At 71.5% G+C, this 25,672-nt stretch carries 31 protein-coding genes; 22 read left to right on the forward strand and 9 right to left on the reverse strand.

The genetic code is table 11. The annotated features are described in order from the left end of the window. The first annotated feature begins 24 nt into the window (after positions 1-24). Genes ACQUS7_RS12020 through ACQUS7_RS12040 form a run of 5 tightly spaced genes read left to right on the forward strand, consistent with a single transcriptional unit; the run spans position 25 to position 4,427 of the window. Entirely contained in the window at positions 25-1,479 is a 1,455-nt protein-coding gene (locus tag ACQUS7_RS12020) for an NAD(P)H-hydrate dehydratase (RefSeq protein WP_435147305.1), read from the forward strand. After that, positions 1,476-1,997 (forward strand): cyclic pyranopterin monophosphate synthase MoaC, encoded by a 522-nt coding sequence (gene moaC / locus ACQUS7_RS12025; protein WP_435147307.1) that lies wholly within the window; start codon positions 1,476-1,478, stop codon positions 1,995-1,997. Before ACQUS7_RS12020 ends, moaC begins: the two co-directional genes overlap by 4 nt. A 42-nt stretch (positions 1,998-2,039) precedes the next feature. After that, the gene (locus ACQUS7_RS12030; protein ID WP_435147309.1) at positions 2,040-3,206 is read left to right on the forward strand and encodes a PQQ-binding-like beta-propeller repeat protein; all 1,167 of its coding nucleotides are present in this window, start codon (positions 2,040-2,042) and stop codon (positions 3,204-3,206) included. Positions 3,207-3,260: 54 nt separating this feature from the next. Continuing rightward, positions 3,261-3,986, forward strand: coding sequence for a ribosome assembly factor SBDS (locus ACQUS7_RS12035; protein WP_435125150.1), 726 nt, complete (start codon positions 3,261-3,263; stop codon positions 3,984-3,986). Between the two features lie 30 nt (positions 3,987-4,016). After that, positions 4,017-4,427: a DUF7534 family protein gene (locus tag ACQUS7_RS12040; protein WP_435125149.1), complete on the forward strand. Its 411-nt coding sequence runs from the start codon at positions 4,017-4,019 to the stop codon at positions 4,425-4,427. A gap of 41 nt (positions 4,428-4,468) precedes the next feature. On the opposite strand, the gene ACQUS7_RS12045 is transcribed toward ACQUS7_RS12040, so the two are convergent. Beyond that, a complete protein-coding gene (locus ACQUS7_RS12045) occupies positions 4,469-4,807 on the reverse strand; it encodes an FUN14 domain-containing protein (protein ID WP_435126106.1) in 339 nt (112 codons plus the stop codon). Positions 4,808-5,023: 216 nt separating this feature from the next. On the opposite strand from ACQUS7_RS12045, the gene hflX reads away from it, so the two are divergent. From hflX to ACQUS7_RS12060, 3 genes are all read left to right on the forward strand, one after another. Further along, positions 5,024-6,370, forward strand: a complete 1,347-nt coding sequence (gene hflX, locus ACQUS7_RS12050) for a GTPase HflX (protein ID WP_435147312.1) — start codon at positions 5,024-5,026, stop codon at positions 6,368-6,370. 93 nt (positions 6,371-6,463) lie between these two features. Beyond that, the gene (locus ACQUS7_RS12055) at positions 6,464-6,607 is read left to right on the forward strand and encodes a hypothetical protein (RefSeq protein WP_435147314.1); all 144 of its coding nucleotides are present in this window, start codon (positions 6,464-6,466) and stop codon (positions 6,605-6,607) included. A gap of 32 nt (positions 6,608-6,639) precedes the next feature. Further along, a complete protein-coding gene (locus ACQUS7_RS12060; protein ID WP_435147316.1) occupies positions 6,640-7,443 on the forward strand; it encodes an inositol monophosphatase family protein in 804 nt (267 codons plus the stop codon). 36 nt (positions 7,444-7,479) lie between these two features. Here ACQUS7_RS12060 and trxA read toward each other — a convergent pair whose 3' ends face one another. The 3 genes from trxA to ACQUS7_RS12075 all read right to left on the reverse strand — a co-directional run bounded on the left by trxA (position 7,480) and on the right by ACQUS7_RS12075 (position 9,079). Continuing rightward, complete coding sequence (trxA, locus tag ACQUS7_RS12065; protein ID WP_435125142.1) at positions 7,480-7,815, reverse strand: thioredoxin; 336 nt, start codon at positions 7,813-7,815, stop codon at positions 7,480-7,482. 255 nt (positions 7,816-8,070) lie between these two features. Next, a complete protein-coding gene (locus ACQUS7_RS12070; RefSeq protein ID WP_435147318.1) occupies positions 8,071-8,739 on the reverse strand; it encodes a 2,5-diamino-6-(ribosylamino)-4(3H)-pyrimidinone 5'-phosphate reductase in 669 nt (222 codons plus the stop codon). Positions 8,740-8,749: 10 nt separating this feature from the next. Further along, positions 8,750-9,079, reverse strand: coding sequence for a 30S ribosomal protein S10 (locus ACQUS7_RS12075; RefSeq protein WP_435125138.1), 330 nt, complete (start codon positions 9,077-9,079; stop codon positions 8,750-8,752). 242 nt (positions 9,080-9,321) lie between these two features. Between ACQUS7_RS12075 and ACQUS7_RS12080 the strand changes: the two genes are divergently transcribed. Further along, positions 9,322-9,789 (forward strand): bis(5'-nucleosyl)-tetraphosphatase, encoded by a 468-nt coding sequence (locus ACQUS7_RS12080; protein ID WP_435125137.1) that lies wholly within the window; start codon positions 9,322-9,324, stop codon positions 9,787-9,789. Positions 9,790-9,909: 120 nt separating this feature from the next. Then, positions 9,910-10,968, forward strand: a complete 1,059-nt coding sequence (locus ACQUS7_RS12085; RefSeq protein WP_435147321.1) for a DUF5787 family protein — start codon at positions 9,910-9,912, stop codon at positions 10,966-10,968. A 17-nt stretch (positions 10,969-10,985) separates the two neighbouring features. Here the strand turns inward: ACQUS7_RS12085 and ACQUS7_RS12090 are convergent, their stop codons facing one another. Beyond that, positions 10,986-11,489 (reverse strand): DUF5797 family protein, encoded by a 504-nt coding sequence (locus ACQUS7_RS12090; protein WP_435125134.1) that lies wholly within the window; start codon positions 11,487-11,489, stop codon positions 10,986-10,988. 164 nt (positions 11,490-11,653) lie between these two features. On the opposite strand from ACQUS7_RS12090, the gene ACQUS7_RS12095 reads away from it, so the two are divergent. Continuing rightward, on the forward strand, positions 11,654-12,430 hold the full coding sequence (locus ACQUS7_RS12095; protein WP_435147323.1) for an enoyl-CoA hydratase/isomerase family protein: 777 nt from the start codon (positions 11,654-11,656) through the stop codon (positions 12,428-12,430). A gap of 203 nt (positions 12,431-12,633) precedes the next feature. After that, the gene (locus tag ACQUS7_RS12100) at positions 12,634-12,960 is read left to right on the forward strand and encodes a transcription factor S (protein ID WP_435125129.1); all 327 of its coding nucleotides are present in this window, start codon (positions 12,634-12,636) and stop codon (positions 12,958-12,960) included. Between the two features lie 111 nt (positions 12,961-13,071). Here the strand turns inward: ACQUS7_RS12100 and ACQUS7_RS12105 are convergent, their stop codons facing one another. Then, positions 13,072-13,626: a tRNA (cytidine(56)-2'-O)-methyltransferase gene (locus ACQUS7_RS12105; protein ID WP_435125127.1), complete on the reverse strand. Its 555-nt coding sequence runs from the start codon at positions 13,624-13,626 to the stop codon at positions 13,072-13,074. 136 nt (positions 13,627-13,762) lie between these two features. Here ACQUS7_RS12105 and ACQUS7_RS12110 point away from each other — a divergent pair, with 136 nt between their 5' ends. The 3 genes from ACQUS7_RS12110 (at position 13,763) to ACQUS7_RS12120 (ending at position 16,812) form a co-directional block, all read left to right on the forward strand. Further along, the gene (locus ACQUS7_RS12110; RefSeq protein ID WP_435147326.1) at positions 13,763-14,671 is read left to right on the forward strand and encodes an SDR family NAD(P)-dependent oxidoreductase; all 909 of its coding nucleotides are present in this window, start codon (positions 13,763-13,765) and stop codon (positions 14,669-14,671) included. A 64-nt stretch (positions 14,672-14,735) separates the two neighbouring features. Beyond that, positions 14,736-15,677 carry a 1,4-dihydroxy-2-naphthoate polyprenyltransferase gene (locus ACQUS7_RS12115; protein ID WP_435125121.1) on the forward strand — a complete coding sequence of 314 codons (942 nt, stop codon included), beginning with the start codon at positions 14,736-14,738 and terminating at the stop codon, positions 15,675-15,677. A 1-nt stretch (position 15,678) separates the two neighbouring features. Next, positions 15,679-16,812, forward strand: a complete 1,134-nt coding sequence (locus ACQUS7_RS12120; protein ID WP_435147328.1) for a mandelate racemase/muconate lactonizing enzyme family protein — start codon at positions 15,679-15,681, stop codon at positions 16,810-16,812. Between the two features lie 27 nt (positions 16,813-16,839). Here ACQUS7_RS12120 and ACQUS7_RS12125 read toward each other — a convergent pair whose 3' ends face one another. After that, entirely contained in the window at positions 16,840-17,346 is a 507-nt protein-coding gene (locus ACQUS7_RS12125; RefSeq protein ID WP_435147330.1) for a halocyanin domain-containing protein, read from the reverse strand. 87 nt (positions 17,347-17,433) lie between these two features. Here ACQUS7_RS12125 and ACQUS7_RS12130 point away from each other — a divergent pair, with 87 nt between their 5' ends. The 4 genes from ACQUS7_RS12130 to ACQUS7_RS12145 all read left to right on the forward strand — a co-directional run bounded on the left by ACQUS7_RS12130 (position 17,434) and on the right by ACQUS7_RS12145 (position 21,516). Then, complete coding sequence (locus ACQUS7_RS12130; RefSeq protein WP_435147332.1) at positions 17,434-18,996, forward strand: long-chain-fatty-acid--CoA ligase; 1,563 nt, start codon at positions 17,434-17,436, stop codon at positions 18,994-18,996. Positions 18,997-19,110: 114 nt separating this feature from the next. Further along, the gene (locus ACQUS7_RS12135; protein ID WP_435147334.1) at positions 19,111-19,830 is read left to right on the forward strand and encodes a CPBP family intramembrane glutamic endopeptidase; all 720 of its coding nucleotides are present in this window, start codon (positions 19,111-19,113) and stop codon (positions 19,828-19,830) included. Between the two features lie 162 nt (positions 19,831-19,992). After that, positions 19,993-20,337, forward strand: coding sequence for a 2Fe-2S iron-sulfur cluster-binding protein (locus tag ACQUS7_RS12140; RefSeq protein ID WP_435125110.1), 345 nt, complete (start codon positions 19,993-19,995; stop codon positions 20,335-20,337). 120 nt (positions 20,338-20,457) lie between these two features. Further along, positions 20,458-21,516, forward strand: a complete 1,059-nt coding sequence (locus ACQUS7_RS12145; RefSeq protein ID WP_435147337.1) for an ATP-binding protein — start codon at positions 20,458-20,460, stop codon at positions 21,514-21,516. A gap of 51 nt (positions 21,517-21,567) precedes the next feature. On the opposite strand, the gene ACQUS7_RS12150 is transcribed toward ACQUS7_RS12145, so the two are convergent. Together ACQUS7_RS12150 and ACQUS7_RS12155 are read right to left on the reverse strand one after the other, a co-directional pair. Further along, positions 21,568-22,860: an MBL fold metallo-hydrolase gene (locus ACQUS7_RS12150; RefSeq protein ID WP_435147339.1), complete on the reverse strand. Its 1,293-nt coding sequence runs from the start codon at positions 22,858-22,860 to the stop codon at positions 21,568-21,570. A gap of 1 nt (position 22,861) precedes the next feature. Next, the gene (locus ACQUS7_RS12155; protein ID WP_435147341.1) at positions 22,862-23,176 is read right to left on the reverse strand and encodes an ASCH domain-containing protein; all 315 of its coding nucleotides are present in this window, start codon (positions 23,174-23,176) and stop codon (positions 22,862-22,864) included. A 60-nt stretch (positions 23,177-23,236) separates the two neighbouring features. On the opposite strand from ACQUS7_RS12155, the gene ACQUS7_RS12160 reads away from it, so the two are divergent. The 3 genes from ACQUS7_RS12160 (at position 23,237) to pyrI (ending at position 25,440) form a co-directional block, all read left to right on the forward strand. Further along, entirely contained in the window at positions 23,237-23,917 is a 681-nt protein-coding gene (locus ACQUS7_RS12160; protein ID WP_435125098.1) for a rubrerythrin family protein, read from the forward strand. A 141-nt stretch (positions 23,918-24,058) separates the two neighbouring features. Beyond that, positions 24,059-24,982: an aspartate carbamoyltransferase gene (pyrB, locus tag ACQUS7_RS12165; protein ID WP_435125095.1), complete on the forward strand. Its 924-nt coding sequence runs from the start codon at positions 24,059-24,061 to the stop codon at positions 24,980-24,982. Next, on the forward strand, positions 24,979-25,440 hold the full coding sequence (pyrI, locus tag ACQUS7_RS12170) for an aspartate carbamoyltransferase regulatory subunit (RefSeq protein WP_435125093.1): 462 nt from the start codon (positions 24,979-24,981) through the stop codon (positions 25,438-25,440). The genes pyrB and pyrI overlap by 4 nt, the downstream gene beginning before the upstream one ends. Positions 25,441-25,672: the final 232 nt, after the last annotated feature.

Genomic DNA, 25,672 nt, shown 5'->3' on the forward strand with positions numbered 1-25,672 from the left:
CCCGACGAACGAGGTACCGACTGCATGATTTCGTCCGACCGGATGGCGATGGTGGACCGGAACGCCGCGGCGCTCGGCGTGCCGCGCTCGAAGCTGATGGAGTCCAGTGGGAACGCCGTCGCCGCCGCGGTCCGGCGCCGCGCCGACCCGGGCGCGTCGGTGACGCTGGTGTGCGGCCGCGGCAACAACGGCGGGGACGCGATGGTCGCCGCGCGGTTCCTCCGCGAGTACGACGTCCGCGTCGTGCTGCTCGGCCGCCCGGAGTCCATCTCGACGCGCATCGCCCGCGAGAACTGGGACGTGCTCCGCGCCGCCGAACTGGACGCCGAGACTTGCGCCGACTCCCGGGCGTTCGCGCTCCACGACCCCGACGTCGTCGTCGACGCGATGCTCGGCACCGGCGTCACCGGCGCGCTCCGCGAACCGGAGGCGACCGCCGCCGCGGCCATCAACGACGCCGACGCGACGGTGCTGTCGGTCGACGTCCCCTCCGGCGTCGACGCCGACACCGGTGACGCCGCGGGCGCCGCCGTCGACGCCGACGCCGTCGTCACGTTCCACGACGAGAAGCCGGGGCTCGACGCGCTCGACGCCGCCGTCGAAGTCCGCGACATCGGTATCCCGGAGGCCGCCGAACTGTTCGTCGGCCCCGGTGACCTGCGGCCGCTGACCCGCGACCCGCAGAGCCACAAGGGCGACCACGGCGAAGTCCTGGTCGTCGGCGGCGGCCCGTACACCGGCGCGCCGACGCTCGCCGCGCGGGCCGCGCTCCGCGCCGGCGCGGACCTCGTCAGGGTCGCCTGCCCCGACGCCGTCGCCCGCGAGGTGCAGGGGTTCGACGAGAGCCTCATCGTCCGGTCGTTCGCCGGCGACCACCTCGCGCCGCCGCACCTCGACCGGCTCCGCGAACTCGCTGCCGGCCACGACGCCGTCGTGTTCGGCCCCGGCCTCGGCGACGCGGACGCGACGCTCGACGCCGTCCGCGGCTTCCTCGCCGAGTTCGACGGCACCGCCGTCGTCGACGCGGACGCGCTCCAGGTCGTCCCCGACGTCGACACGGACGCGACGCTCGTCTGTACGCCCCACCAGGGCGAACTCCGGAAGATGGGCGGCGAGACCAGCGCGGACTGGCGCGAGCGCGCCGACCTCGTCCGCGAGTTCGCCGCCGACCTCGGCCACACGCTGCTCGTGAAGGGCGCCTACGACGTCGTCTCCGACGGCGAGACGGTCCGCGTGGGTCGCACCGGCAACCCGGGGATGACGGTCGGCGGCACCGGCGACGTCCTCGCGGGCGTCACCGGCGCGCTCGCCGCCACGCAGCCGCCGCTGCACGCCGCCGCCGTCGCCGCGTACGCGAACGGCCGCGCCGGCGACGCCGCCGTCGAGGAGTCCGGCTACGGCCTCGTCGCCACCGACCTCATCGACCGAATCCCGCACGCGCTCCGCGACGAGCAAGCGGAGACGGAGGCGGACGCATGACCGACGACGGCGCGGACGAACCCGGCTCCGGCAACACCGGCGACGCCGACCTCACCCACACCGACGAGTCCGGCGACGTCCAGATGGTCGACGTCGGCGACAAGCCGGACACGGCGCGGCGCGCGGAGGCTCGCGGCGAAATCCGGCTGTCGCCGTCCACCGTCGACGCCGTCCGCGGCGACGACGTGGGGAAGGGCGACGTGCTGGCGACCGCGCGGGTCGGCGCCGTGCAGGCGGTCAAGCACACGTGGGAGACGATTCCGATGTGCCACCAGATTCCGATAACGAACGTCGACACCGACTTCGCGGTCCGCGACGACCGAATCGCGCTCACGGTCGCCGTCGAGACCACCGGGAAGACCGGCTGCGAGATGGAGGCGCTCGAAGGCGTCACGACCGGGCTCAACGTCGTCTGGGACATGGTGAAGGCCGCCGAGAAGGACGCCGACGGCGGCTACCCAGACACCCGAATCACGGACGTCGAGGTCGTCGCGAAAGAGAAGTCCGTCCCGGAGTAGCGACACAAGGCTTATTCTCCGCGGATAGCGACCCCGAGATCAATGCCCTCCAACGAACCGGCAGACGCCGGCGCGCCGAGCCGACGCCGCTTCCTGGCGCTCGCCGGCGCGTCAGCCGCCGCTGCCGCGACCGCCGGCTGTGCCGGGGTTCGTCGTCGCCTCCGCGCCCCGCCGGTCGCGTGGCGAACCCCGCTGGCCTCCGTCGGCCACGTGAACTCCCCGCTCGTCCGGGTCGGCGACCGCGTGCTCGCGATGGGCGAACACGACCTCGTCGCGTTCGCCGTCGACGGCGAGCGACTCTGGGACTCGAACGGCCCGTTCTTCAACCACGCGACGACCGGACCAGTCATCGCCGACGGCGTCGCGGTCGTCGGCGACGCGTTCGGGGAGAACCGCGCCGGCTACCGGCCCGACGGGACGACGGTGTGGAGCGTCGCCGGCGAGGAGGGGTTCATGCCGTTCGCCGCCCTCGACGGGCTCGTCGTCGGCGGCCAGAACCGAGAGGGTCACGGCGTGCTCGCCGTCGACGCCGCCGACGGCGCCGTCGCGTGGGGGACGACGCCCGACAACTGGGTCACCGACGACGGCGGCAGCGCCGCCACCGACGTCGTCGCCGCCGGGTCGGTCCTCGTCGCCGCCGACTTCGACGGGCCGCTCGCGGCGCTGAACGGCGACGGGACCGTCCGGTGGACAGCGAGCGACGACTGGGACACCGCCGGGGCCGGCCACCCGACACTCGCCTCGAGCGGTTCGACCGCCGTCGCTGCCGGCGGCGCGGTCGCCGCGTTCGACGCCGCGACCGGCGAACGCCGCTGGCGACACGTCCTCCCGGACTACGCGAACGGCGTCGCCGTCGCCGACGGAACCGTCTCCGTCGCGGTCGGCAGCGACATGCCGAAAGTGGACTCGTGGGACGCCGACGCCGGCGTGCTGGCGTACAACCTCGCCGGCGGCGAACCGCTGTGGCGGACGCGGCTCCCCGCGCCCGAAGCGCGCTCCGCGACGACGACGCCCGCAGCCGCCGGCGACCGCGTCTTCGTCGGAGTCGCCGACGGCACACTGGCGGCGCTGGACGCGGCGACCGGCGAGCGCCGCTGGAGCAGACCCGTCGGGTCGGAGGTGTACACCGCGCCGCTGGTCGGCGACCGGCGAGTGTTCGTCGGCGTCGAACGCGACCGGTCGGCGGAGCTCGTCGCCGTGTCCCGGTGACGCGCCGTCGGCGTCGGCAGATACCTTTTACTCACGGGGGGCGAACCATCACCCATGATCTCGCTCGACGAGGCCGTGACGGCGCGACTGGAATCGCACGGGACGCGGTTCGAGGTGCTGGTCGACCCGGACGCGGCGCTCGCGATCAAGCGCGGCGAGTTCGACGGCGACCTGGAGGACGTCATCGCCGCCGAGGACGTCTTCGAGAACGCCTCGCGCGGCGACCGACCGCCCGAGGAGGACGTCGAGGAGGTGTTCGGGACGACCGACCCGATGGAGATAATCCCGGAGGTCATCGAGCGCGGCGAGATACAGATCACGGCGGAGCAGCGCCGCGAGATGCAAGAGCAGAAGCGGAAGAACCTCATCAACACCATCGTCCGGAACGCCGTGAATCCGCAGATGGACGACGCGCCGCACCCGCCCGAGCGCATCGAGCGGGCGCTCGAGGAGGCCGGGTTCACGGTCGACCCGATGGAGCCGGTGGAGAACCAGGTGGACGACGCGCTCGACGCGCTCCGGCCGGTGATTCCGATTCGGTTCGACGAGGTGACCGTCGCGGTGCAGTTACCGCCGGAGCACGCCGGTAGCGGTCAGGCGAAGATCCGCGAATTCGGCGACCTCGAACGGGAGGAGTGGCAGGCCGACGGCTCGTGGGTCGGCGTCGTCACGTTCCCGGCCGGCCTCCAGAACGAGTTTTTCGACCTCGCGAACGAGGTGTCCAGCGGCGAAGCCGAGACCCGCATCGTCAAGGAAGAAGACGAGATACAGACGCGGTAACGAATCCGACTCGCCGAGCCCCGACTCACGATGGCCCTCCATCTCGCCGCCGTCCTGCTGTTCGCCGCGACGGCGCTGCTCGTCGCCGCGAGCGCCGCGTCGTTCGGCTACTGGGTGTATCTCGACGCCGACGCGCGCGGCACCGACGCGGCCGCCGTCCTCGGAGCCGCGACCGTGTTCGTCTCGTTCGTCGGCGTCTGGTACTGGCTCAGGCGGTCCGCCTACGGCGACCGCGACTCGCCGCCGTCGCGGACTCAGCGCGCGGCCGGCAGCGTCGCCGTCGCGTCCTTCTGCGCCGTCGTACTCGCTGCGGTCGTCGCGCCGCCGGACCCGGTGACGCAGGGCGTCTGGGCCGCCGGCTCGCTCGCCGTGACCGCGCCGGCGGCGTACCTGCTGGTGTACCGTCGGGGCTGGCGCGCGCTGACCGCGAGGGTCTCGTAGAACACCGCGAAAACAGGCCGCGTCGTCGCCGGCGGCCGGCGTTATCCGCGCTTGAAGCCGACGAAGAAGCCGCCGGTGAAGCCGGCGGAGACGGAGAGCGTCGACAGGAGGGTCTGGAGCCAGCCGGGCGGGGTCCCGGAGGCGGCGTCCTGGCTGGCTTTCACGAAGCCGGCGGTCAGCTTCTCCCAGTCGACGGTGATGATTCCGCGCGATTCGAGGAACTTGAACAGCGCGAGTTCGAGCCCGACGATGACGGCGACGAGCTTCGCGACCTTCTTCGCCGCGAAGCCGATGATGCCGCCGATGACCGCGCCGGACCCGAACTCGATGCCGAGCTGCTTGAAGTCCAGTTGAATCTGGAGCGCCGCCACGTCCAACATGGTCACTGGTGCGCCGCCTCCGCTTAAGTGGTTTGTGGAGGACGCCCCGCTGAATCCGCGACGACGCCGGGTTCAACCCTGCAGACCGCAATCTGCGGCTGTACCGGAGGCTAAGCGCCGGGCGCAGTCGTCAGCCGGCGTCGCAGCGCGGCCCCGCTCACCCGAGACGTGGGAAGGAGGTATCAGTCAGCGGCACCTACACACGACTCAACCGACATGGACGGGACACGCGGAGGTGAGGACGTGACCGCCGTCGTCGCACAGCGCGTCGACCGCGGCGACGCGGACCTCACGGAGATCGTCGACCTCGCGGAAGCCGCTGGCTACGAGGTCGCTGCAACGCTGACGCAGACGCGCGAGGAGGACGCCGCCTTCCACTTCGGGGAGGGGAAGGCGTCCGAGCTCGCCGCGCTCGTCGCCGAAACGGACGCCGACTACCTCATCATCGACAACGAAGTCGGGCCGTACCAGACGTTCAACCTCGGGCAGAAGCTGCCCGACGGCGTCGAGGTCGTCGACCGGTTCACGCTCATCCTCGACATCTTCGGGCAGCGCGCGCAGACCCGGAAGGCGCAGCTGCAAGTGGAGCTCGCGGAGCTGCGGTACGAACTGCCGCGCGCGGAGGTGAAAGCCAGCCTCGCGAAACGCGACGAACGCCCCGGCTTCATGGGGCTCGGCGAGTACGACGAGTCGCGCGAACGCGACATCAAGTCGCAGATTTCGCGCATCAAAGACGAGCTCGACAGCATCGCCGAGAAGGAGGAGGAGCGCCGCGAGCAGCGCCGCGAGTCCGGCTTCGATCTCGTCGCGCTCGCCGGCTACACGAACGCCGGGAAGTCGACGCTGATGCGGCGGCTCGCCGCCGACCTCGACATCGACGAGAACGCCGACCGGCACCCCGACATCGCCTCGACGGCGGAGTCGCAGGACAAGCTGTTCACGACGCTCGGGACGACGACCCGCCGCGCCGACACCGGGACGCGCGACGTCCTGCTGACGGACACGGTCGGGTTCATCTCTGACCTGCCGCACTGGCTCGTCGAGTCGTTCGAGTCGACGCTGCAGTCCGTCTACCACGCTGACCTGGTGCTGCTCGTCGTCGACGCCTCCGAGCCCGTCCAGGAGATCCGCGAGAAGCTCGTGACGAGCCACGACACGCTGTACGAGCGGAACGAGGCGCCGCTCGTCACCGTGTTCAACAAGGTCGACCGGCTCACCGACGAGGAACTCCGCGAGAAGCAGGAGGCGCTGTCCGCGCTCGCACCGAACCCGGTCGCCGTCTCCGGGCTGACCGGCGAGAACGTGGAGTCGCTGCGCGACCGCGTCGAGGCGGAACTCCCGGACTGGAAACGCGAGCGACTGGTGCTTCCGGTGACCGACGACGCGATGAGCCTCGTCTCGTGGATTCACGACAACGGCCACGTCGAGCGCGAGGAGTACGACGCCGACCACGTCGACGTCGAGTTCGAGGCGCCGCCGTCCGTCGTCGAGCGCGCCCGGTCGCGGGCCGCGGACGTCGACGCGGACGCTGACGCCGACGTGGAACCGGCAGAGACGCCGTAGTCGGCCACGACGGCGTCCGCCTCGACGAGTCGGACGCCCACCACACACGTTGGTTTCTCAACAATTAAGTCGCTGTTCCTCGTCTCGTCGACCATGACCGACGAGGCGGTGTTTCACGTCGTCTGCCGGGAGTGCACCGCGGAAGAACTGGTGGCGACCGCGGACGAGGCCGACGCCGTCGTCGCCGACCACGAAGCCGAGACGGGCCACGACGTCGACGTGGCGCGCGTCGAGTAACGCGTAAACCGCGTCGGTTCGTGGTCGCCGACGTGACCAACGACACCACGGGGGACGCCGACGCGCGGCTCGACACCTGCGTCGCCGCCGCCGAACACGGCGGTGCGCTCGCACTCGACTCGTTCAGGTCGCCGCTGTCGGTGGAGACGAAGGGCGGCCCGATGGACTCGGTGACGCAGGTCGACAGGGCGGTACAGGAGGACGTGTTCGACCGCATCGCAGAGGACTACCCCGACGACCCGGTAGTCGGCGAGGAGGCGGACGCGCTCAAGTCGGTTCCGGAGGCCGGGCCGGCGTGGGTCGTCGACCCCATCGACGGCACGAACAACTACGTCGCCGGGAACCGGAACTGGGTGACGAGCGTCGCCTGCTGCGTCGACGGCGAGCCGGTCGCGGCGGCGAACTACGCGCCCGCGACCGACGACCTGTACGCCGCCGCCGACACCACGACGCGGAACGGCGAGGTCGCGACGACCAGCGACCGCACCGACGCGGCGTCGTTCCTGGTGAACCCGATTTTCGGGCTCTCGCCGGTGGACCGCCGCGGACTCACCGACGTCGTCGACACCGTGACGTCGTCGTTCGGCGACCTGCGGCGGCTCGGCAGCGCGCAGGCGGCGCTCTCCGGCGTCGCGGCGGGCGAACTCGAAGCCGCCGTCTCGACGGTGCGGCTCAACGACTGGGACACCGTCGGCGGCGTCCACCTCGTTCGGAGCGCCGGCGGAGCCGTCACCGACGTCCACGGCGACCGCTGGACGCCCGGCTCCGAGGGGCTGCTCGCGTCGAACGACGCGGCGCATCACGCGCTCGTCTCGGCGTTCGATCCGCGGACGTAGCGGGGCGGCCGCGAGAAGGACTGCCGGCGGCGTCGCTCAGCGAAGCGACTCGATGACGCTCAGCAGGTCGTCTTTCTCCTGGACGCCGACGAGCCGTTCGGCCTCCTCGCCGTCGACGTAGAACTGCAGCGCCGGGATGCCGCGGACGCCGGCGTCGGCGGCCAGTTCCTGGAACTCGTCGACGTCGACTTTCAGGACCGTGAGCCCGTCGACCTCCTCGGCGAGTTCCTCGATGGTCGGCTCCAGCATCTTGCAGGGCCCACACCAGTCGGCGTAGTAGTCGACGAGGACGAGCCCTTCGCCGGTGAGCTCTTCGAACTGCGATTCGCTGTCGACGTGCACCGGTTCGCCGGCGGCGGTCTGGCTGCTCATACCAGGTCGTTGGCGAGTCGTACTGATAACCGTTGTACGTCCGTGCCGAGTCGGCGCACGACCGTTCCGCAGCCGTGAGAAGCGGCGCTAGCGCTGTATCGGCGGCCTCAGATGGAGGTGGGAGCGGGTGATGAGGTGGGGGTGGCGGACAGGCGACTCCGGCGGGCAGCGCTCGTCGGCGAGTCGCACAGCCGCGGGCGACGAGCGTCGAAGGTCACTGCATCGGCGGTGCTGGCCGCGGCTTCCGCGATAAATTTACGCGTCGTAGCTGAGCAGGACGCCGTCGTCGACGCGGTCGACGTCCGTCAGCGTCAGCGCCGGGAAGTCGTCGACGAAGCCGTCGCCGTCGGCCAGCGTCGGCGCGTCGCGGCCGCCGACGAGCAGCGAACCGACGAACACGGTGAGTTCGTCGACCGCGTCGGCGGCGAACAGCGAGAAGATGAGTTCGCCGCCGCCCTCCACCATCAGCCGGTCGACGCCTTCGTCCTCGAGGGCGTCGAGGGCGGCGCGGACGTCGACGCGGCCGTCGGGGTCGGTCGGAGTTGGGATGACGGTGGCGCCGGCGGCTTCGAGCGCGTCGACGGCGTCCGGGTCGGCGTCGCCGGTCGTCACGACGTACGTCGTCGCCTCGTCGTCGAGGATTCTCGCGTCCGTCGGGGTTCGGGCCGCGGAGTCGACGACGACGCGCGCCGGGTTCCCCGAGCGGCCCGTTCGGAGCCGCTGGACGCGCCGGTCGTCCTCGTCGAGCGTGAGGTGCGGGTCGTCCGCGAGGACGGTTCCGACGCCGACCATGACGGCGTCCGCCGCGGCCCGGATGCGGTCGACGCGGTCGAAGTCGGCGTCGCCGCTGATTCGGACCTGTTCGCGGCGGCGCGAGGAGAGTTTCCCGTCGACGGAGACCGCGGCGTTGACGTGGACGTACACGGCGGCCGGGTCAGTTGTTGTGGCCGAGTGGCTTCTTCCGGTTCACTTCGATTTCGACGTGGACGGAGTCCGGGAAGTCCATGTGGCCGACCTCGCGGGCGATGTGGTCGTTCCCGTGGATTTCGAGGCTGCGGGAGTACACCTCGTAGTTCCACGTGCCGAGGTCGTCGCCCGGCGAGAGCGTCCCGGACAGCGGGACGCGGACGTGTTCGGTCGGCTCCGTGTGGGGGCCTTTACACTCCGCGCCTTTGCGTTCGAGCATCGTTCGGAGTCCGTCGACGGTGTCGTCGAGCGCGTCCCGGTCTCCGCTTTCGAACCGGAGTTTTGTGACGAATGGCATGGTGTGAGCTGGGGGGTTGTCGAGGATATGGGCAGCGGAGGCCTAAAAGGCATTCTACCGTCTCCGGGCGCGCGAGACAGTCACACGGCCGGTCGACCGCGACGGAAATCGACGCGGCCGCGGCGGGACGGTCTGACGCCGAGCCGGAGAGTCACCCGGAGTGCGGCGGCGTCGCCCCGGAAAACCCGGGTTCGTCGCACGCTCCGACACCCTCTTAACAGCCGACGGCTTACCTTTCGGTAATGCCGGTCGAAGCGACCAGTGCTGGAGCTATCCTCTTCCGCGACACCCGCGGCCACAGGGAGTACTTACTCCTGAAGAGCCGGCCTGGGGACTGGGAGTTCCCGAAGGGCGGGGTCGAAGGCGAGGAGGAGCTTCAGCAGACGGCGATCAGAGAAGTGACAGAGGAGGCAGGAATCGAGGAGTTCAGACTCATCGACGGCTTCCGGAAGGAGTACGACTACGTCTTCGAGGCGGGCGGGAACACCATCCACAAGACGGTGCACCTGTTCATCGCGCACAGCTTCGAGGCGTCCGCGGAGCTCTCCACCGAACACCGCGACCTGCAGTGGCGCGACTACGAGCAGGCGCTCAACACCATCACGCAGGACGGCCCCCGAGAAATCCTCCGGGACGCGCACGACTACCTGGACGAACTCGAGGCCGAGGCGGACTCGAACGACTACCTGCTGAGCGCCTCGGACGAGTAGCGAGGCGGGGCGGAGCGGCCACTCCCCCGCGAATCAGCGCCGCGCGTTCCCGCGGAGCGACCGCGCTGGCGAGCCGCCTGCACCGAAACCCATAACGCCCCGTCAGGCGCACCTCCGGCCGTGTTTCGAGGCGCCGGCGACAGCGAGTTCTCCTTCGAACTGCTGGTGAGCCGCTGGGCCGAACTGGCGTGGCACCCCGACGACGGCCCCCGCCCGGTCGTGGTCGCCCGCCAGCTCGGCACCCGCGAGCGACGCTGGGACACCGTGATTCTGGAGGTCGACCCCGAGGCGTTCGCGCGGCGGCGGCGCTTCGGCGACCGCGGCCTCGACCGCGACATGCTGCGCGTCGTCCGCGCCGCGCCCGCCGAGTTCACGTGGTACCGCGACGCCATCGCCGACCCCGGATTCCCGTGGCGGTACGTCCGCGCCGCCGTCCACCGCGCCGCCGGCCGCGACCTCGTCGAGAAGCGCCGCGACGACCGCGGCCGAATCGAGTTCCGTCGCGTCAGTGAGTACCCCGACTGGGTGGACCGGTTCGTCGTCGTGGAGAACAAGCCGGATCTCGACGCCTCCGCGGCGGCGGCGCTCGCCGACCAGCTCCGCCACGACGTCGACGGCGGCCTCGCCGACGAGGTCTGGGTCGCCACCGCGGCGACCGGCGACAGCGTCTCTCCGGCGCTGCTCGAGGACATGCCGGTCGAGGTCGGCGTCCTGGAGTTCGATTTCTCCGCCGGCGTCGACGTCGACGCCGCGGAGGTGCTCTGGCACCCGACGCGGCTCGGCGGCGACGACGACCCGCGGCCCGGCGGCATGGCGCCCGTCGGGGACTCGGGCGCCGACCCGACGGTTCCGAAGCGGCTCGAGCTCGCCGAACGCGCGTACGGCTCCGGGTGGCGGTCGTTCCACGACACGATGCGGCCGGACTGCCGGCACTTCGAACTCCGGCGGGAGGGCCGCGCGCTCGTCCCGTACTGCGCCGCGAAGGGGCGGCACCCGACGGCCGCGGAGTGCGCCGGCAGCTGTGAGGAGTTCTCGCCGGAGCCGCCGCAGTGGCGCACCGGCGGCTGGCCGGTCGAAGGCGGCCCCGGGAAGGGAATCAAGGCGCTGCTGGAGCGGCGGCGCGATCGGGAACGAGACGGCGCAGCTGCGGGTCGAGACGGCGCGTCCGCGGAGGAGTAGCGGCGGCGACGCGGCGACTACTCCGTCAGTTCGACGGCGACCTCGTCGCGGGCGACGGCGAGCCGGAACGTCGGGACGGTGCGGTACTCGACGTCGACGACGCCCTTCCGGCGGAGGCTCTGCAGGGCGCTGCGGACGTCGTCGACGTCGGGGTCGACGTCGTAGACGTCACGGAGTTTGTGGAGCACCGAGACGACGGACTCGGAGCGCTCGTCCGGGCCGGCGACCACGTCGAACACCTGCTTTTGCAGCTCCGGGACGCGGATGCGGTCCGGGACGCCGCCCTCCTCGCCGACGTCTTCGACGCCGGGTTCGACGCCGGTGAGTTCGGCGGCCTCGCCGGTCGCGCGGATGAGGCTGTTGTCGTCGCGGTAGTAGAAGTCGCTCAGGTGGTTTTCGAGGTACTGGTGGACGTCGCTCCCGCTCTCCAGCCCCCACCGCTCTTGCAGCTCGGAGTTCTTCGTCGGCTGGAGCCGGACGACGTCGGCGAGCCGCTCCAGCTCCTCGTCGGTGAGGCTCATTGCCCGCCGCTTCCGCCGCGGAGTATATGGGCCTCCCGGTTCGGACTAGTCAGTTCGCTATCCAGTCGCCGCGGCCGCGTCGCTCTGACGCGCGTCGACTGCGCGGGCGACGTGAGCGCCGTCCGGGGGGAACAGTTAGGGCGCGCGGCGTCCACGTCCCGTGCATGCCGGATTCGGACACGATTCTGCTCGACGTCGAAGACGCGGTCGCGACCGTCACGGTGAACCGCCCGGACGCGCTGAACTCGCTGAACGTGGAGGCGCTCGAAGCGCTGGACGAGGCGCTGGACGAGGCGGCCGACGCCGACGTCCGCGCGCTGGTGTTGACCGGCGCCGGCGACGACGCGTTCGTCGCCGGTGCGGACATCAGCCACATGAAGGACCTGTCGACGCCGGAGGCGCAGGCGTACGCCGAACTCGGCCACGGCATCGCCCGGTCGCTGGAGACGTTCCCGGCGCCGACGATCGCCGCCATCAACGGCTACGCGTTCGGCGGCGGCTGCGAACTCGCGCTGGCGTGCGACCTCCGCATCGCCGTGGAGGACGCGGTGCTCGGCCAGACCGAAATCGACCTCGGCATCGTCCCCGGGTGGGGCGGGACGCAGCGGCTCCCGCGGCTCGTGAACGACGAGGTTGCGCGCCGACTCATCTTCTTCGGCGAACGCATCGACGCGACGGACGCCCACGAGTACGGCCTCGTCGGCGAGGTGGTGGCGCACGACCAGCTCGACGACCGCGTCGACGAACTCACGTCTGACCTCGCCGCACAGCCCGCGTTCGCGATGCAGGCCGCGAAGGAAGCCGTCAACGCCGCCCACGAGCAGCCGCTCGACGCCGGACTCACGTACGAGCAGCGCGTGTTCTCCGGGCTGTTCGGGACGCACGACCAGCGCGAGGGGATGGAAGCGTTCGTCGAGAAACGCGACCCCGACTTCGAGTAGCGCCCGAGCGCGGCGCCCGCCAGGGCAGCGACCATGGGTGCCGGGCCGCGTCCCGTTCGAACCGGGCTGCGCCCCGTCGGTGCCGTCGCAACACCGACGCGGCGTCGGCGCGGCGCACGGAACCGTTCAGCCCTGCGAGCGCCGCGAACTGCGCCGGTGAAAGACCCAGTCGCTTAAGTACGACGACCGCCGAGTGCACCGGTATGAACTTCTGCGACGAGTGCGGTTCGATGATGAAAACCGAGGGCGACAAGTGGGTGTGTGACGCCTGCGGCCACGAGGAGCTGCGCGACGAGGCGACGGAGGCGGCGATGACGACGACGCAGGGCCAAGAGAGCGAGACGGTCGTCGATATGTCCGACGTCGACGAGTCGGAGGTCGGGCCGACGGTCGAACAGAAGTGCCCCGAGTGCGACGAGGTGCAGACGGTGCGCTACGAGATGAAGCAGATCCGGTCCGCCGACGAGTCCGAGACGCGCTTTTTCACCTGCACCGAGTGCGGCCACAAGTGGCGCGAGGACGACCACTGACCGGCCCGGCCTGACCGAACGGACGTCCCGCGGTTCTCGGTGACCCGACACGTCGGCGGCGACGCATCCCGCTCGGCAACGACGCCTTCCCCCTGGGCAGCGACGCGGCCGCTACTCCTCGTCGCGGTCGCCGTCCGGTTCGACGACGCGCTTGCCGGTCTCCTGCGGGACGACCCGCCGGGAGGCGTCCGTCCAGTCGCGGTCGAGTTCGGCGCCGTCGAACAGGCGGTCGAGGAACACCGCGAGGCCGGCGACCTCCGAGTGCGGCTGGTTCGTGACGCCGACGTTGAAGTCGGCGAGTTCGTAGAAGTCGAACGGGACCTTCTCGCCGCCGACGACGACGAGCAGCGGCTCGTCCGCGTGGGCCGCGCGGACGTCGGCTTCGACGTCCTGCACCCGCTCGCCGTACATCGTGAGGTGGGCGACGGCGCCGTCCCAGCGCTTCGTGAACGCGCGCTGGTCGCCGCGCAGTTCGACGTCGAACGGCCCGCCGAAGCGGTCGGTGATGTCCCGTATCGTCTCTGCGGACTGCCCGGCGTTGTCGGGGAGGACGACGCGGTCGGCGCCGAGCGCCCGCGCCGTCAGGCCGACGTGCGTCGTCATCCGGTCGTCGCGGCCCGGCCGGTGGCCGTACCGGAGCACGACGACGTCGTGTTCGCCTCGCATACTCCCCCGGACGTGGCGAGGCGGTAAGGGCGGTTCGCTTCCCGGGTGCTCGCCGACCCGGCCGGGACGACATTTCCCGCTCGGCGCTGCCTGCGCGGCGTAGCGGCTTTGTCACCGGGGGGCGAACGGGGGAGCCGTGTCACGGAACCCCGAGTCGCTCGCCGGCGTCGCCGACGTGAATCTCTCCGGCCGGACGGCGGTCGTGACCGGCGCGACGTCCGGTATCGGCCGCGAAACGGCGCTCGCGCTCGCCCGGCTCGGCGCGGACCTGGTCGTCCACGGACGCGTCGCGGCCGCCGGCGAGCGGGTGGTCGCCGCGGCGGAGGACGTCGGCGCGGACGCCGCGTTTCTCTCCGCCGACTTCGCGGACCCGGTCGCCGTCGACGGGTTCGCGGACGCGGTCCGGGCGCACACGCCGACGGTGGACCTGCTGGTGAACGCCGCCGGCGCGCACTTCAGCGACGGCCGGCTGGTCGACTGCGGCGCCGACCGCGCCGAGCGGACGTTCGCCGTGAATCACCTCGCGCCGTTCCGGCTCACCCGCCGGCTACGCGACGTCGTCGCCGACGACGGCCGCGTGGTCGTCGTCGCGTCGCGGCTCCACCGGCGCGCCGACGGCTCGTTCGACGTCCGGTCCGTCGACGGCTACGACGGCTTCGCGGCGTACTGCCGGTCGAAGCTCGCGAACGTCCTGTTCGCGGACGCGGCCGCCGAGCGGCTCGACGGCCCCGCGGTCGCGTCGTGCCACCCGGGGTTCGTCCCCGGCAGCGGACTCTGGCGGGAGGCGTCGCTGCCGGTCCGCGTCGCCGTCGGTGCGCTCGCCGCGCTCCCGAACGTGCTCACGCCGGGCGTCGTCGACACCGCCGCGGAGGCCGCCGCGACCCCGACGTGGCTCGCCGCCTCCCAGCGGCAGGCCGCCATCCACCCCGGCGGCGGCTACTTCGTCGACTGCGAGCCGGCCGAGCCGTCCGACGTCGCCCGCGACGACGCGGTTCGCGAGGACCTCTGGGCGCTGAGCGAGTCGCTGACCGGGCTCTCGTGGTGACCGCCGCCTCCGCGACGGCCGGACTCCAATCGTTTTACGAGTCAGCGACGCGGACAGCCGACAAATGAGCGCAGCAACCGAGGAGCCGTCTCGCGCGAAGGCGTGGGTGCTGGCGGCGCGCCCGCAGACGATGCCGGCGGCGGTGTCGCCCGTTCTCGTCGGCACCGGACTGGCGCTCCGGAACGACGTGTTCGCGCTGCTGCCGGCGCTGGTGGCGCTGCTCGGCGCCGTCCTCATCCAGATCGGGACGAACTTCGCGAACGACTACTACGACGCGGTGCAGGGCGCCGACACAGCCGACCGCGAGGGGTTCACGCGGGTGACGGCCGGCGGACTCATCGCGCCGTCGGCGGTGAAGCGGGCGATGTGGCTGACGTTCGCCGCCGCGATTCTCGTCGGCGTCTACCTCGTCGCGGTCGGCGGCCTCCCGATTCTGGTCATCGGGCTGCTGTCGGTGGCGGCCGGCGTCGCGTACACCGGCGGCCCGTACCCGCTCGGCTACCACGGCCTCGGCGACGTGTTCGTCTTCCTGTTCTTCGGCGTCGTCGCCGTCACCGGGACGTACTACGTGCAGGCGGCCGCCGAACTCGGCGTCGGATTCCTGACGGTCGTCCCGCGCCCGGAACTGGTGCCGCTGGCCGCGGTCGCCGCCTCGCTCGCGGTCGCCGCGCTGTCGACGAACATCCTCGTCGTCAACAACGTCCGCGACCGCGAGGAGGACGCGACCACCGGGAAGCGGACGCTCGCCGTCCGGTTCGGCTACACGTTCTCGCGGGCGCAGTTCGTGCTGCTCGCGCTGCTCGCGTACGCGGTCCCGGTCGGCTTCGCCGCGGTCACCGGCGACGCGGCCGTGCTGCTCCCGCTCGCGACGGCGCCGTACGCCGCGCTCGTCACACGGACGGTGCTGACCGAGACGTCGGGCGAAGCGCTGAACCCGGCGCTGGAGCGCGCCGGGAAACTGCTGGCGGCGTTCTCGGCGCTGTTCGCCGTCGGGCTGGCGGTGTGAGATGACGGCGCCGGCCGCGTTCCGGGTCCGCGAGTTCTCCCTGCCGCTCCGGTCGCCGCTCGGCACGGCGACCGGCGAGCTGTCGTCCCGGCGCGTCGCCGTGGTCTCGCTCGTCGCCGACGAAACCGAGGCGGACGGACCGGCGAACGCCGGCGAAGCGGGCGGCGGTGCAGTCTCGGGCGTCGGCGAGGCGGCGCCGCTGCCGCCGTGGACCGAGCCGTTCGGCGAGTGCCGCGACGCGCTCGCGGCGGTCCGGGACGCGGTCGGCCGCGGCGACGACGTCGACCTCGACGCGCTCCCGCCGGCCGCACGCCACGCGGTCACGCTCGCGGACGCGGACGCCGCGGCGAAACGGGGCGGCGTCCCGCTCGCCGCTACCGTCGCGTCGCGCGCGGCGCTCGACGGCGACCCGGCCGAGTCCGTCCCGGTGAACGCCACCGTCGGCGACGGCGCCGTCGCGGAGACGGTCGCGGCGGCGGAGTCGGCCGTCGACGCCGGCCACGGCTGCCTGAAGTGCAAAGTCGGCGCCCGCGCGGTCGACGCGGACGTCGAGCGGCTCCGGGCCGTCCGGGACGCCGTCGGCGACGACGTGGCGCTCCGGGCGGACGCGAACGGCGCGTGGAGCCGTGAGCAGGCCGAGCGCGCCGTCGACGCGCTCGCGGACCTCGATTTCGAGTACGTCGAACAGCCGGTGCCGGCCGGCGACCACGACGCGCTCGCCGCGCTCCGCGGCCGCGGCGTCGACGTCGCCGTCGACGAGACCGTGAACGCCGGAGGTGCGTGGCCGGAGCCGCTCGGCGAGTACGCCGACGTCGCCGTGTTGAAGCCGATGGCGCAGGGCGGGCTCGGAGCGACCGCGTCGCTCGCGCGGCACCTCGACGGCCGCGGCGTCGACGCCGTCGTGACGACGACCGTCGACGCGGCCGTCGCGCGGACCGGCGCCGTCCACCTCGCCGCGGCGCTCGACGGCTGCCTCGACGCCGGGTTCGCACACGGGCTAGCTACCGGCGGCATGCTGGCGTCGGACGTCGCCGCCGACCCCGCGCCGGTGGAACACGGCCGAATCGCGGTCCCCGACGGGCCGGGGCTGGCCGGCGGCGCGTTCGACGACGTCGTCGCGGGAGAGCAGAACTGAGCCGTCTCCGGCGGCGGGCGCGACGCGCTACTCGTCGACGACGTCGACGACGCCTTTCATGCCGAGGTTGCGGTGCGGCGAGCAGTAGTACTTGGAGACGCCCGCAGACTCGAACGTGTGCGTGAACGTCGTGCCCTTCTCGGCGTGCAGGTCGCTCCGGTAGCCGTTGCCTTTCTCGACGACGTTGTGGCGGTTCCCTCGCCCGGTCCACTCCCAGACGACCGTGGTTCCGGGCGACACTTTCACCGCGGCGGGCGCGAACGCGAAGCCGTCTCCGGCGCCGACCTTCACCGTCACCTCGTCGGCGCCGGTGCGGTCGACGACGCCGTCGAAGCCGTTCGCGTCGGCGACCCAGCCGCCGTACGGGCCGCTGTCGCCGGAGCCGGTGCCGCCCAGACAGCCCGCGACCGCCGCGGCGCCGACGGCGCCGACCGCTCCGAGGAACCGTCGCCGTCCGCGTCCGTCGCTGCCTCCGTGGTCGTCCCCGCCTCGGTCGACGTCTCCGCCGCCGACGCGGTCGCGCGAGTCGCTCATCGTCGGGCGTAACGACTCGCCGGATATGACTCCGCCGACTTCGGCCGCCGGGAAAGACTTTAGCGACGCCCGTCCCAGGTATCTGTCATGGTTAATCTGGTAGAAAACGTCGCGGCGGCGGTCGACGACCACGGCGACAGGACCGCCGTCGGGTTCCACGGCGACGAGATTCCGTACAGCGACCTGTGGGGGAAGACCGGCGCGTTCGCGTCCGCGCTCGCCGAAGCCGGCGTCGAACCGGGCGACCGCGTCGGGCTCTACCTCCCGAACCTCCCACAGTTCGTCGTCGGGTTCCACGGGACGCTGCGCGCCGGCGGCGTCGTCGTCCCGATGAATCCGCAGTACAAGACCCGCGAAATCGAGCACCTGCTGTCGGACTCCGGCGCGTCCGTCGTGGTCTGCCTCGCGGACCTCGCGCCGTTCGTCGACGCCGTCCGCGACGACACCGACGTCGAACGCGTCGTGACGGTCGGCGGTGACGCCGACGACGTGGAGTCGGTGACGTTCGAGGAGTTCTGCGGGACGCCAGGCTTCGACACGGTCGCCCGCGGCGACGACGACCTCGCGTGCCAGCCGTACACCTCCGGCACCACCGGGCAGCCGAAGGGGGTGCTGCTCACCCACGAGAACCTCCGGTCGAACGCCGAGATGTCCCAGTCGCTCCCGGTCGACGGCGTCCGTCCGGACGACAAGCAGCTCGGCGTGCTGCCGCTGTTCCACATCTACGGGATGACCGTCGTGATGAACGCGACGCTGTTCGCCGGCGCCGCCTACTACCCGCTGCCGGCGTGGGACGCCCAGGAGGCGTTCGACCTCGTCGAATCCGAGTCGCTGACGATGCTCCACGGCGTCCCCGCGATGTACAACGACATGGTGTCTCAGCCCGACGCCGACGACCGCGACCTGTCGTCGCTGCGGATGTGCGGCGTCGGCGGCGCCGGCATCCCGACCGAGGTGCTCCGGCAGTTCGAGTCACTGTTCGACGCCGAAATCTACGAGGGGTACGGGCTCACCGAGACCAGCCCGGTGACGCACTTCAACAGCGCCAGCGAGGGGCGGCGCGTCGGCTCCATCGGCCGGACGCTCCCCGGCGTCGACGCCCGCGTCGTCACCGACGACTTCGACGACGTCGACCCGGTCGAAGCCGGCCCGGTCGACGAGTCCGACGTCGACCTCGACGACATCACCGGCGAACTGGTCGTCGCCGGCCCGAACGTGATGCGGGGCTACCACAACCGCCCCGAAGCCACGGAGGCGGCGTTCACGGAGGCGGGAGGGAAGCGCTGGTTCCACACCGGCGACATCGGCTACCACGACGAGGACGGCTTCTACTACGTCGTCGACCGCGAGAAGCACATGATCAACACCGCGGGCTACAACGTCTACCCGCGGGAGGTCGAGGAGCTGTTGTTCGAACACGACGCCGTCGCCGACGCCGCGGTCGTCGGCGTCCCGGACGACCGCCGCGGCGAGACGGTGAAAGCGTACGTCGTCAAGGCGCCCGGTGCGGCCGTCACCGCCGACGACATCCGCGAGTTCTGCCTGCAGCGACTCGCCGAGTACAAACACCCGCGCGAGGTGGAGTTCGTCGACGAACTGCCGCGCACCACCACCGGCAAGGTCCAGAAGTTCGAACTCCGCGGGGAGTGAGAGCGAGGTGGACCTCGCCGGCCCGGAATCGTAGGGAGTCGCAGAGAATCGCCGTGAATCGCCGGGAATCACCGGATAGTTTTTCTAGGTGTTCGGAGAACTGTAAGCATGGATATGCGAAACGGTTCGGCCGGCGGGTCGGCCAACAGGTCCGTTCTCGAGGTGGTCGTGCTGACCGTGCTCGTGTTCGTCGTCGCGACCGTCGCGGGCATCGCGTTCATCGTTCCGCTGGTCGCGCTCGGCTACGGGATTCAGACGACGCCCGTGCTGGTCGGAGCGACAGCGGTGAGCCAGCTCGCCATGTTCGCGCTCGGCTACTGGTACTGCAGGCGCCGCGACCTGCGCGTCCCGCTGTCGGTTCCGACGCTTCCCGAGAGCGGCTACGTCCTGGGCGGGGTGGTGCTGGCGCTCGTGGTCGCAGTCGGCCTCTCCGCGCTCCTCGTCGCGCTCGACCTCCTCCCGGGGTCGGTCATCGGCGACACGGCGACGACGAACCCGACGTACCTCCTCGGGCTCGCGGCGCTGTCGGTCGTCCTCGTCGCGCCGGTCGAAGAGTTCGTGTTCCGCGGCGTGATTCAGGGGCGGCTCCGCCAGCACTTCGGACCGGTTCCGGCCGTGGCCGGGTCGAGCCTCCTGTTCGGCTCCATGCACCTCGCCAACTACTCCGGCAGGGCGCTGCCGATCGTCGCCGGCGCGCTCATGATCGCGGTCGTCGGCGCCGTCTTCGGGTCGCTGTACGAACGAACCGACAACCTCGCGGTTCCGATCGCCGTCCACGCGACGTACAACGTCGTCTTGCTGGTCGTCAGCTACGTCGCGACGACCAGCGTCTAACCGAACTCCCGGATTCACCGGCCAGCGAGGCGGGGATTCGACGCAGTTCTCCGGCGCTGGTTCGCCCGGAATCCCGCGTCACCGCCCCGCTACGCCGCCTGTCGTCGCGGATAACACGGCACATAACAAGGCTTTAGCCGGCTTCGCGAGACCGTTCGAGACATGACCGAGTACACTGTCGAGTTCGTCGGCACCGGCGAGACGCTGGAGATGTCCGACAAGCAGACAATCCTCAGCGCCTGCATCGACGCCGGCATCGCGCAGGAGTACTCCTGCCGCGTCGGGATGTGCTTCGCCTGCACCGCGAAAATCGAGGAGGGCGACGTGGCCCAGCAGGCCGCCGTCGCCCGCGGGCTCACCGAGGAGGAGGCGGAGGAGTACGCGCTCACCTGCATGGCGCGGCCGCAGTCCGACCTGAAACTCGACCGCGGGGAGTACCCGCCGAGCATCGAGGGCGACGCGGCCGCGATGGACGGCGCCGACGGCGCCGCCGCGGACGACGACTGACGGCCCTCGGAATCCGAGCCGCCCGGCGGAGCCGAGCCGTCCGTTCGCTGAGTCCGCAATCGCGGAACCGGGGTTCTGCAGCCCGCACTTATTACTGTCGAGCCGGGCAACTGTCCGAGAATGAGCCGGACCGGCCTCCCGACGACCCGGCTGCTCGTGCCGCTGCTCGGCGCGTGCATCCTCCTGCTCGCCGCCGGCCACGTCGCCGTCGACGGCGACGTCCTCGCGTACGAACTCGTCGAGGTGTCCATCCTGCTCGTGTTCGCCGCGGCCGTGTTCTACGTCGGCTACCGCGTCGACGCCGGCGGGTTCGGCCGGCCGAGCGTCTGGCGAATCCTCGCAGCGAGCCTCGGCGCCGGCGCCGTAATCGGCGGGCTCTCCGGCGTCTACCTGCTCGGCCGGCTGCTCACCGGGGAGCCGATTTCCGAGGGGTGGTTCGTGCTGATGATCGGGTGGAGCCTCGGCGTGAGCGGCGGCGCGGTCGTCGGCTTCGTCCTCGAGGAACTGCGCCGCGAACAGGAGGCGCAGGCGCTGATGACGAAGCGGCTCGCCATCCTCCAGCGCGTCCTCCGGCACAACATCCGGAACGAGGTCACCATCCTCAGCGGCATCGGGAACGACGCCGCCGAGTCGACCGACGACCCCGAACTCGCCGAGCGGCTGGAGACGATGACCGACCACGTCGACCGGGTGTACCAGCTCTCCGAGAAGAGCCAGCTGCTGTCCGACCTCTGGAAGACCACGGAGGTGCTCCCGGTGGACCTCGCCGCGGTGACGCGCCAGGAGGTCAGCCGGTTCCGCGACGCCCACCCGGACGTCGTCGTGACGACGTCGCTCCCCGAGGAGGCGCTGGTGCAGTCGCACGAGTCGGGGTACGTCGCGATTCGGGAGGCGCTGCAGAACGCCGCCGAACACAACGCGACGGAGGGGCTGAACGTCTCCGTCTCCATCGAGGAGGCGGGCGACGAGACGCTGCTGCACGTCGTCGACGACGGCTCGTCGATTCCGGAGGCGGAACTCGACGTGCTGGCGCAGTCGGAGGAGCTCCCGCTGCAGCACCTCACGGGGCTCGGGCTGTGGGTGATTTACTGGGTGCTGGAGCTCTCGGGCGGCGACGTCGAGTTCGAGAACCGCGACCCGTCCGGGGTCCGCGTCACGATGCGGTTCGAGCAGGCGTGACGATTCCCCTGCGGGTGTCAGCGCGCCGCGGCCGGCGGTACGCAGCGGCCGTCAGTCGGTGGAGACGGCGCAGTTGTTCGGGCCGAGTTCCGCCTCGAACGCCGCCTCGTCGCTCAGCTCCTCGACGCCGAGGTTGGTCGCGACGATGCGCTCGTAGTTCGCGGGCCGCGGCGGCAGCGTGTCGACGACGCGGTCGACGAACGCCTCGCGGTCCAGCCCGAAGATGTCCGCGGCTCTGAGTTCGCCGAGCGGCGCCGCGTACACCCGCTCGTCGCCGACGGCGCGGGCGTCGGCCGGGTCCGCGAAGTGACCGGGAGCCACGGTCGTCTCGTCGGGGAACGCGAGGAGTCGGTCGTGGAGCGTGTCGTACGCGGTTTCGGCGTACTCCCGGGCCGCGTCGTCGCCGGCTTCGAGGTCGGGGCGGCCGACGCTCCGCAGGAACAGCGCGTCGGCCGTGAACAGCACGCCGTCGCCGCCGCCCGGTTCGGCGTCGTCGTGGAACTCGGCGAGCCTGAACGCGGTGAGTTCGCTGGTGTGGCCCGGCGCGTGGACCGCGGTCAGCGCCGCGTCACCGACCCGGAGGACGTCGCCGTCGCGGACGAGCGCCGCGTCGAACGAGAGGCCGCGGTCGTCGGCGCCCGCCGGAAGCACCGCCTCGGCGCCGCTGGCGTCGCGGACCGCGCGGACGCCGCTGACGTGGTCGGCGTGGACGTGCGTGTCGACGGCGTACCGGAGCGTCGCACCGCGGTCGGCGGCGTCGGCGACGTAGCGGTCCGCGAACGCCCGGAGCGGGTCGACCACCGCCGCCTCGTCGCCGGCGACGACGAGGTAGCCCAGACAGCCCGACGACGGCCGCTGGTACTGCAACACGGTCGCGTCGCCGGGGGCGTCGAGTTCCGCCGAGAGGTACGTCTCCGCCCAGCGGTCCATACCGCCGGCGAGGTTCACGGCGTCGACGCCGGCGTCGACGAGCATCGCGGCGACCTCCGCGCTCGCCTCGCCGCGGCCGCACACCACGACGACCGGCTCCGTCAGGTCGTCCGGCACCAGGTCCGCCGGGTCGCCGGTCGCCCTCGCGGCGAGGAACCGGACGTGCGGCACCTGCGCCGCCGTGACGGTGCGGCCGTCGACGTGCCACGCCTCGAACTCGTCGCGGTCGCGGACGTCCAGCACGGAGACCGCGTCGCCGCGGCGGAGCCGGCGAGCGAGCGCGGCGGGCGTAATCGAGTCGGCCGCGTCGGCGTCAGTATCGGCGTCGGCATCAGCGTCAGTATCGGCAGCAGCGTCAGCGTCGGCGTCGGCCGCTGATGCATCCGCGGCGTCGTCGCCGTCTGGTCCGGTCATCTCACTCCCGCCGCTCGAAGACGTGCCGGACGACCGGCGAGTCGTCGTCCCACTCGAAGTCGTCGTGGACGCGGGCCAGCCGCTCTCTGTACGCGTCGAGGTCCGCGGAGCCTTCGGCCCGCGCGTCCTCGTCGGTGAGGTCGCCGAGCGTCCGGCGGGTGACGTCGACGACCTCGAACCGCTCGCCGTCGACGTCGAACGTGTCGCCCTCGTCGGCGTACCGGTGGCCGCGGTGGAGCTGGGTCACGTCGCCGGCGGCGACGCGGTCTCTGAGGTGCTCGTTCGGCAGCAGGTCGGCCGCGTCGATGTGCGCCATGTCCGGACGTTGGGCCGCGGCAGGGAAACGTTGACGCCGCCGCCGGCCGCACCGACGCCCATGGACGCCGCGCGCTTCCGTGAGGAGCTGGAGGAGGCGAAGTCGACGGAGCTGGACCGGCTCGGCTCGAACAAGCTGCTGCTCGCGCTCACCGACGCCGACCTCAACGCGGAGTCGGTGCTGCGCGCCGCAGCCGACTCCGAGAACGCCGCCCACACGACGTTCGCCGCGTGGGCCGACGACGAGGACGACCCGGACGCCCGCGAACTGTTCGCGTGGGTCCGCGACCGGGAGGCCGACCACCTCGACCGCGTCCTCGACTCGCTCGCCGCACTCCAGAATGGGTCGAGTGACGCCGCCGGGGACGACTCGGACGACGCCGACGCGTACGACCCCGCCGACGGCGGCACGATGCACAGCTACCTCCGGGGCCGCGACGACGCCGTCGAGCGGGTCGCCGCCGGCTGCGTCGCGCGGGCGCTGGTCACCGGACGCACCCACCTCCAGCTCGTCTCGTTTTTCGTCAACGAGAGCGACGAGGCGCGCGCCGACCTGTTCCGGGATTTGCGGGCGGAGACCGACGAGGAGCTGGAGCGCGGACTGTCGTTCCTCGACGCGCACTGTGACGCCGACGACTGGGAGCGCGCCCGCATGGTCGCCGAGTACACGATTCAGGTCGCGTACGACGACTACGCCGACGCGCTCGACGGGCTCGGCGTCGACGTGAAGCCGGTGTGTTGAGCCGCCGCCGCGCCGCTTCGAATCTCGAAGCCGGCGCCGCGCCGAACCAGCACGGCCGTGCAAAACCGCACGACTGCGGCGGCGTCTGCTGCGGTTCCGCACCCGAGCGATTGAAGGGTCGGGCCGACGCTCACACACCTAATGCGTCACGACCACCTCCTCTCGGCGGGCCAACTCACCCGCGCGGACATCGAAGCCGTCCTGGACCGCGCCGCGGACATCGCGGCCGCCCCGGGCGGCCTCGGCGAGCGGCACGCCGACCGGCTGCTCGCGCTCTGCTTTTTCGAGCCGAGCACGCGGACCAAGATGTCGTTCGACACGGCGATGAAGCGGCTCGGCGGCGACACCGTCGACATGGGCACCGTGGAGTCGTCGTCGGTGAAGAAGGGCGAGTCGCTCGCGGACACCGTCCGCGTCATCGAGGGGTACGCCGACGGCATTGTGCTGCGTCACCCCAGCGAGGGCGCCGCGAAGCTCGCCGCGGAGTTCGTCGACGTCCCGGTCGTGAACGCCGGCGACGGCGCCGGCCAGCACCCGACCCAGACCCTGCTCGACCTGTACACGATGCGGGAGAACGCCGGGCTCGACGACCTCACGGTCGGCATCATGGGCGACCTGAAGTACGGCCGGACGGTGCACTCGCTCGCCGAGGCGCTCACGAACTTCGACGTCCGGATGCACTTCATCAGCCCCGAGTCGCTCCGGCTGCCGCGCAGCGTCCAGTTCGACCTCCACGAGGCGGGCGCGCGGCTCCGCGAACACACCGACCTCGACGACGTGCTCGGCGAACTGGACGTGCTGTACGTGACGCGCATCCAGCGCGAACGGTTCCCGGACGAGAACGAGTACCGGAAGGTCGCCGGCCGGTACCAGATCGACGCGGAGACGCTGGAGGCGGCCCGCGACGACCTCACCGTGATGCATCCGCTGCCCCGCGTCGACGAGATCGCGCCGGACGTCGACGAGACCGAGTACGCGACGTACTTCGAGCAGGCGCACAACGGCGTCCCGGTCAGGATGGCGCTGCTCGACGAACTGCTCGGCGACGACGGAGGTGCGCGATGACCGACCGCGAACTCCGCGTCTCCAAGATTCGCAACGGCACCGTCATCGACCACGTCACCGCCGGGCAGGCGCTGAACGTCCTCGCGGTGCTCGGCATCGACGGCAGCGAGGGCCACGGCGTCTCCATCGGGATGAACGTCCCGTCCGACCGGCTCGGCACCAAGGACATCGTGAAGGTGGAGGACCGCGAACTCAGCCAGGGCGAAGTCGACATCATCTCGCTGCTCGCGCCCGAGGCCACCGTCAACATCGTCCGCGAGTTCGACGTCGTCGACAAAAAGCGCGTCGAGCGCCCCGAACGCGTCGTCGGGCTGCTTACCTGCCCGAACCACAACTGCATCACGAACGCCGACGAGCCCGTCGCCTCCCGGTTCCGCGTCGTCGCCGACGGCGTCCGCTGTGAGTTCTGCTCGGAAATCATCCACGAGGGAATCGGTGACCACCTCGCCGTCGACTGACGACGCGGCGCCGAGCCGCCAGGGTCGCCGACCGATTCACCGGCCGGCTCGCCGGCCGCCCGGTCTCACGTCGTCTCCGTTTCGTCTTCGTTTCGTCTCCGTCTGCGCCCGGAAACGATTAGTGCCGTCCGACACAACCCCTGTCCATGTCAGGGAAATCGAAGCTCATCGTCCTGTTCGGCATCATCGTGCTGCTGTACGTCGTGCTCACCTCCGACTCGGAGCCGGTGGA

The organism is Halobaculum sp. P14 (assembly GCF_051195155.1).
In the GTDB taxonomy this organism is placed as follows: Archaea; Halobacteriota; Halobacteria; order Halobacteriales; family Haloferacaceae; genus JBNTKA01.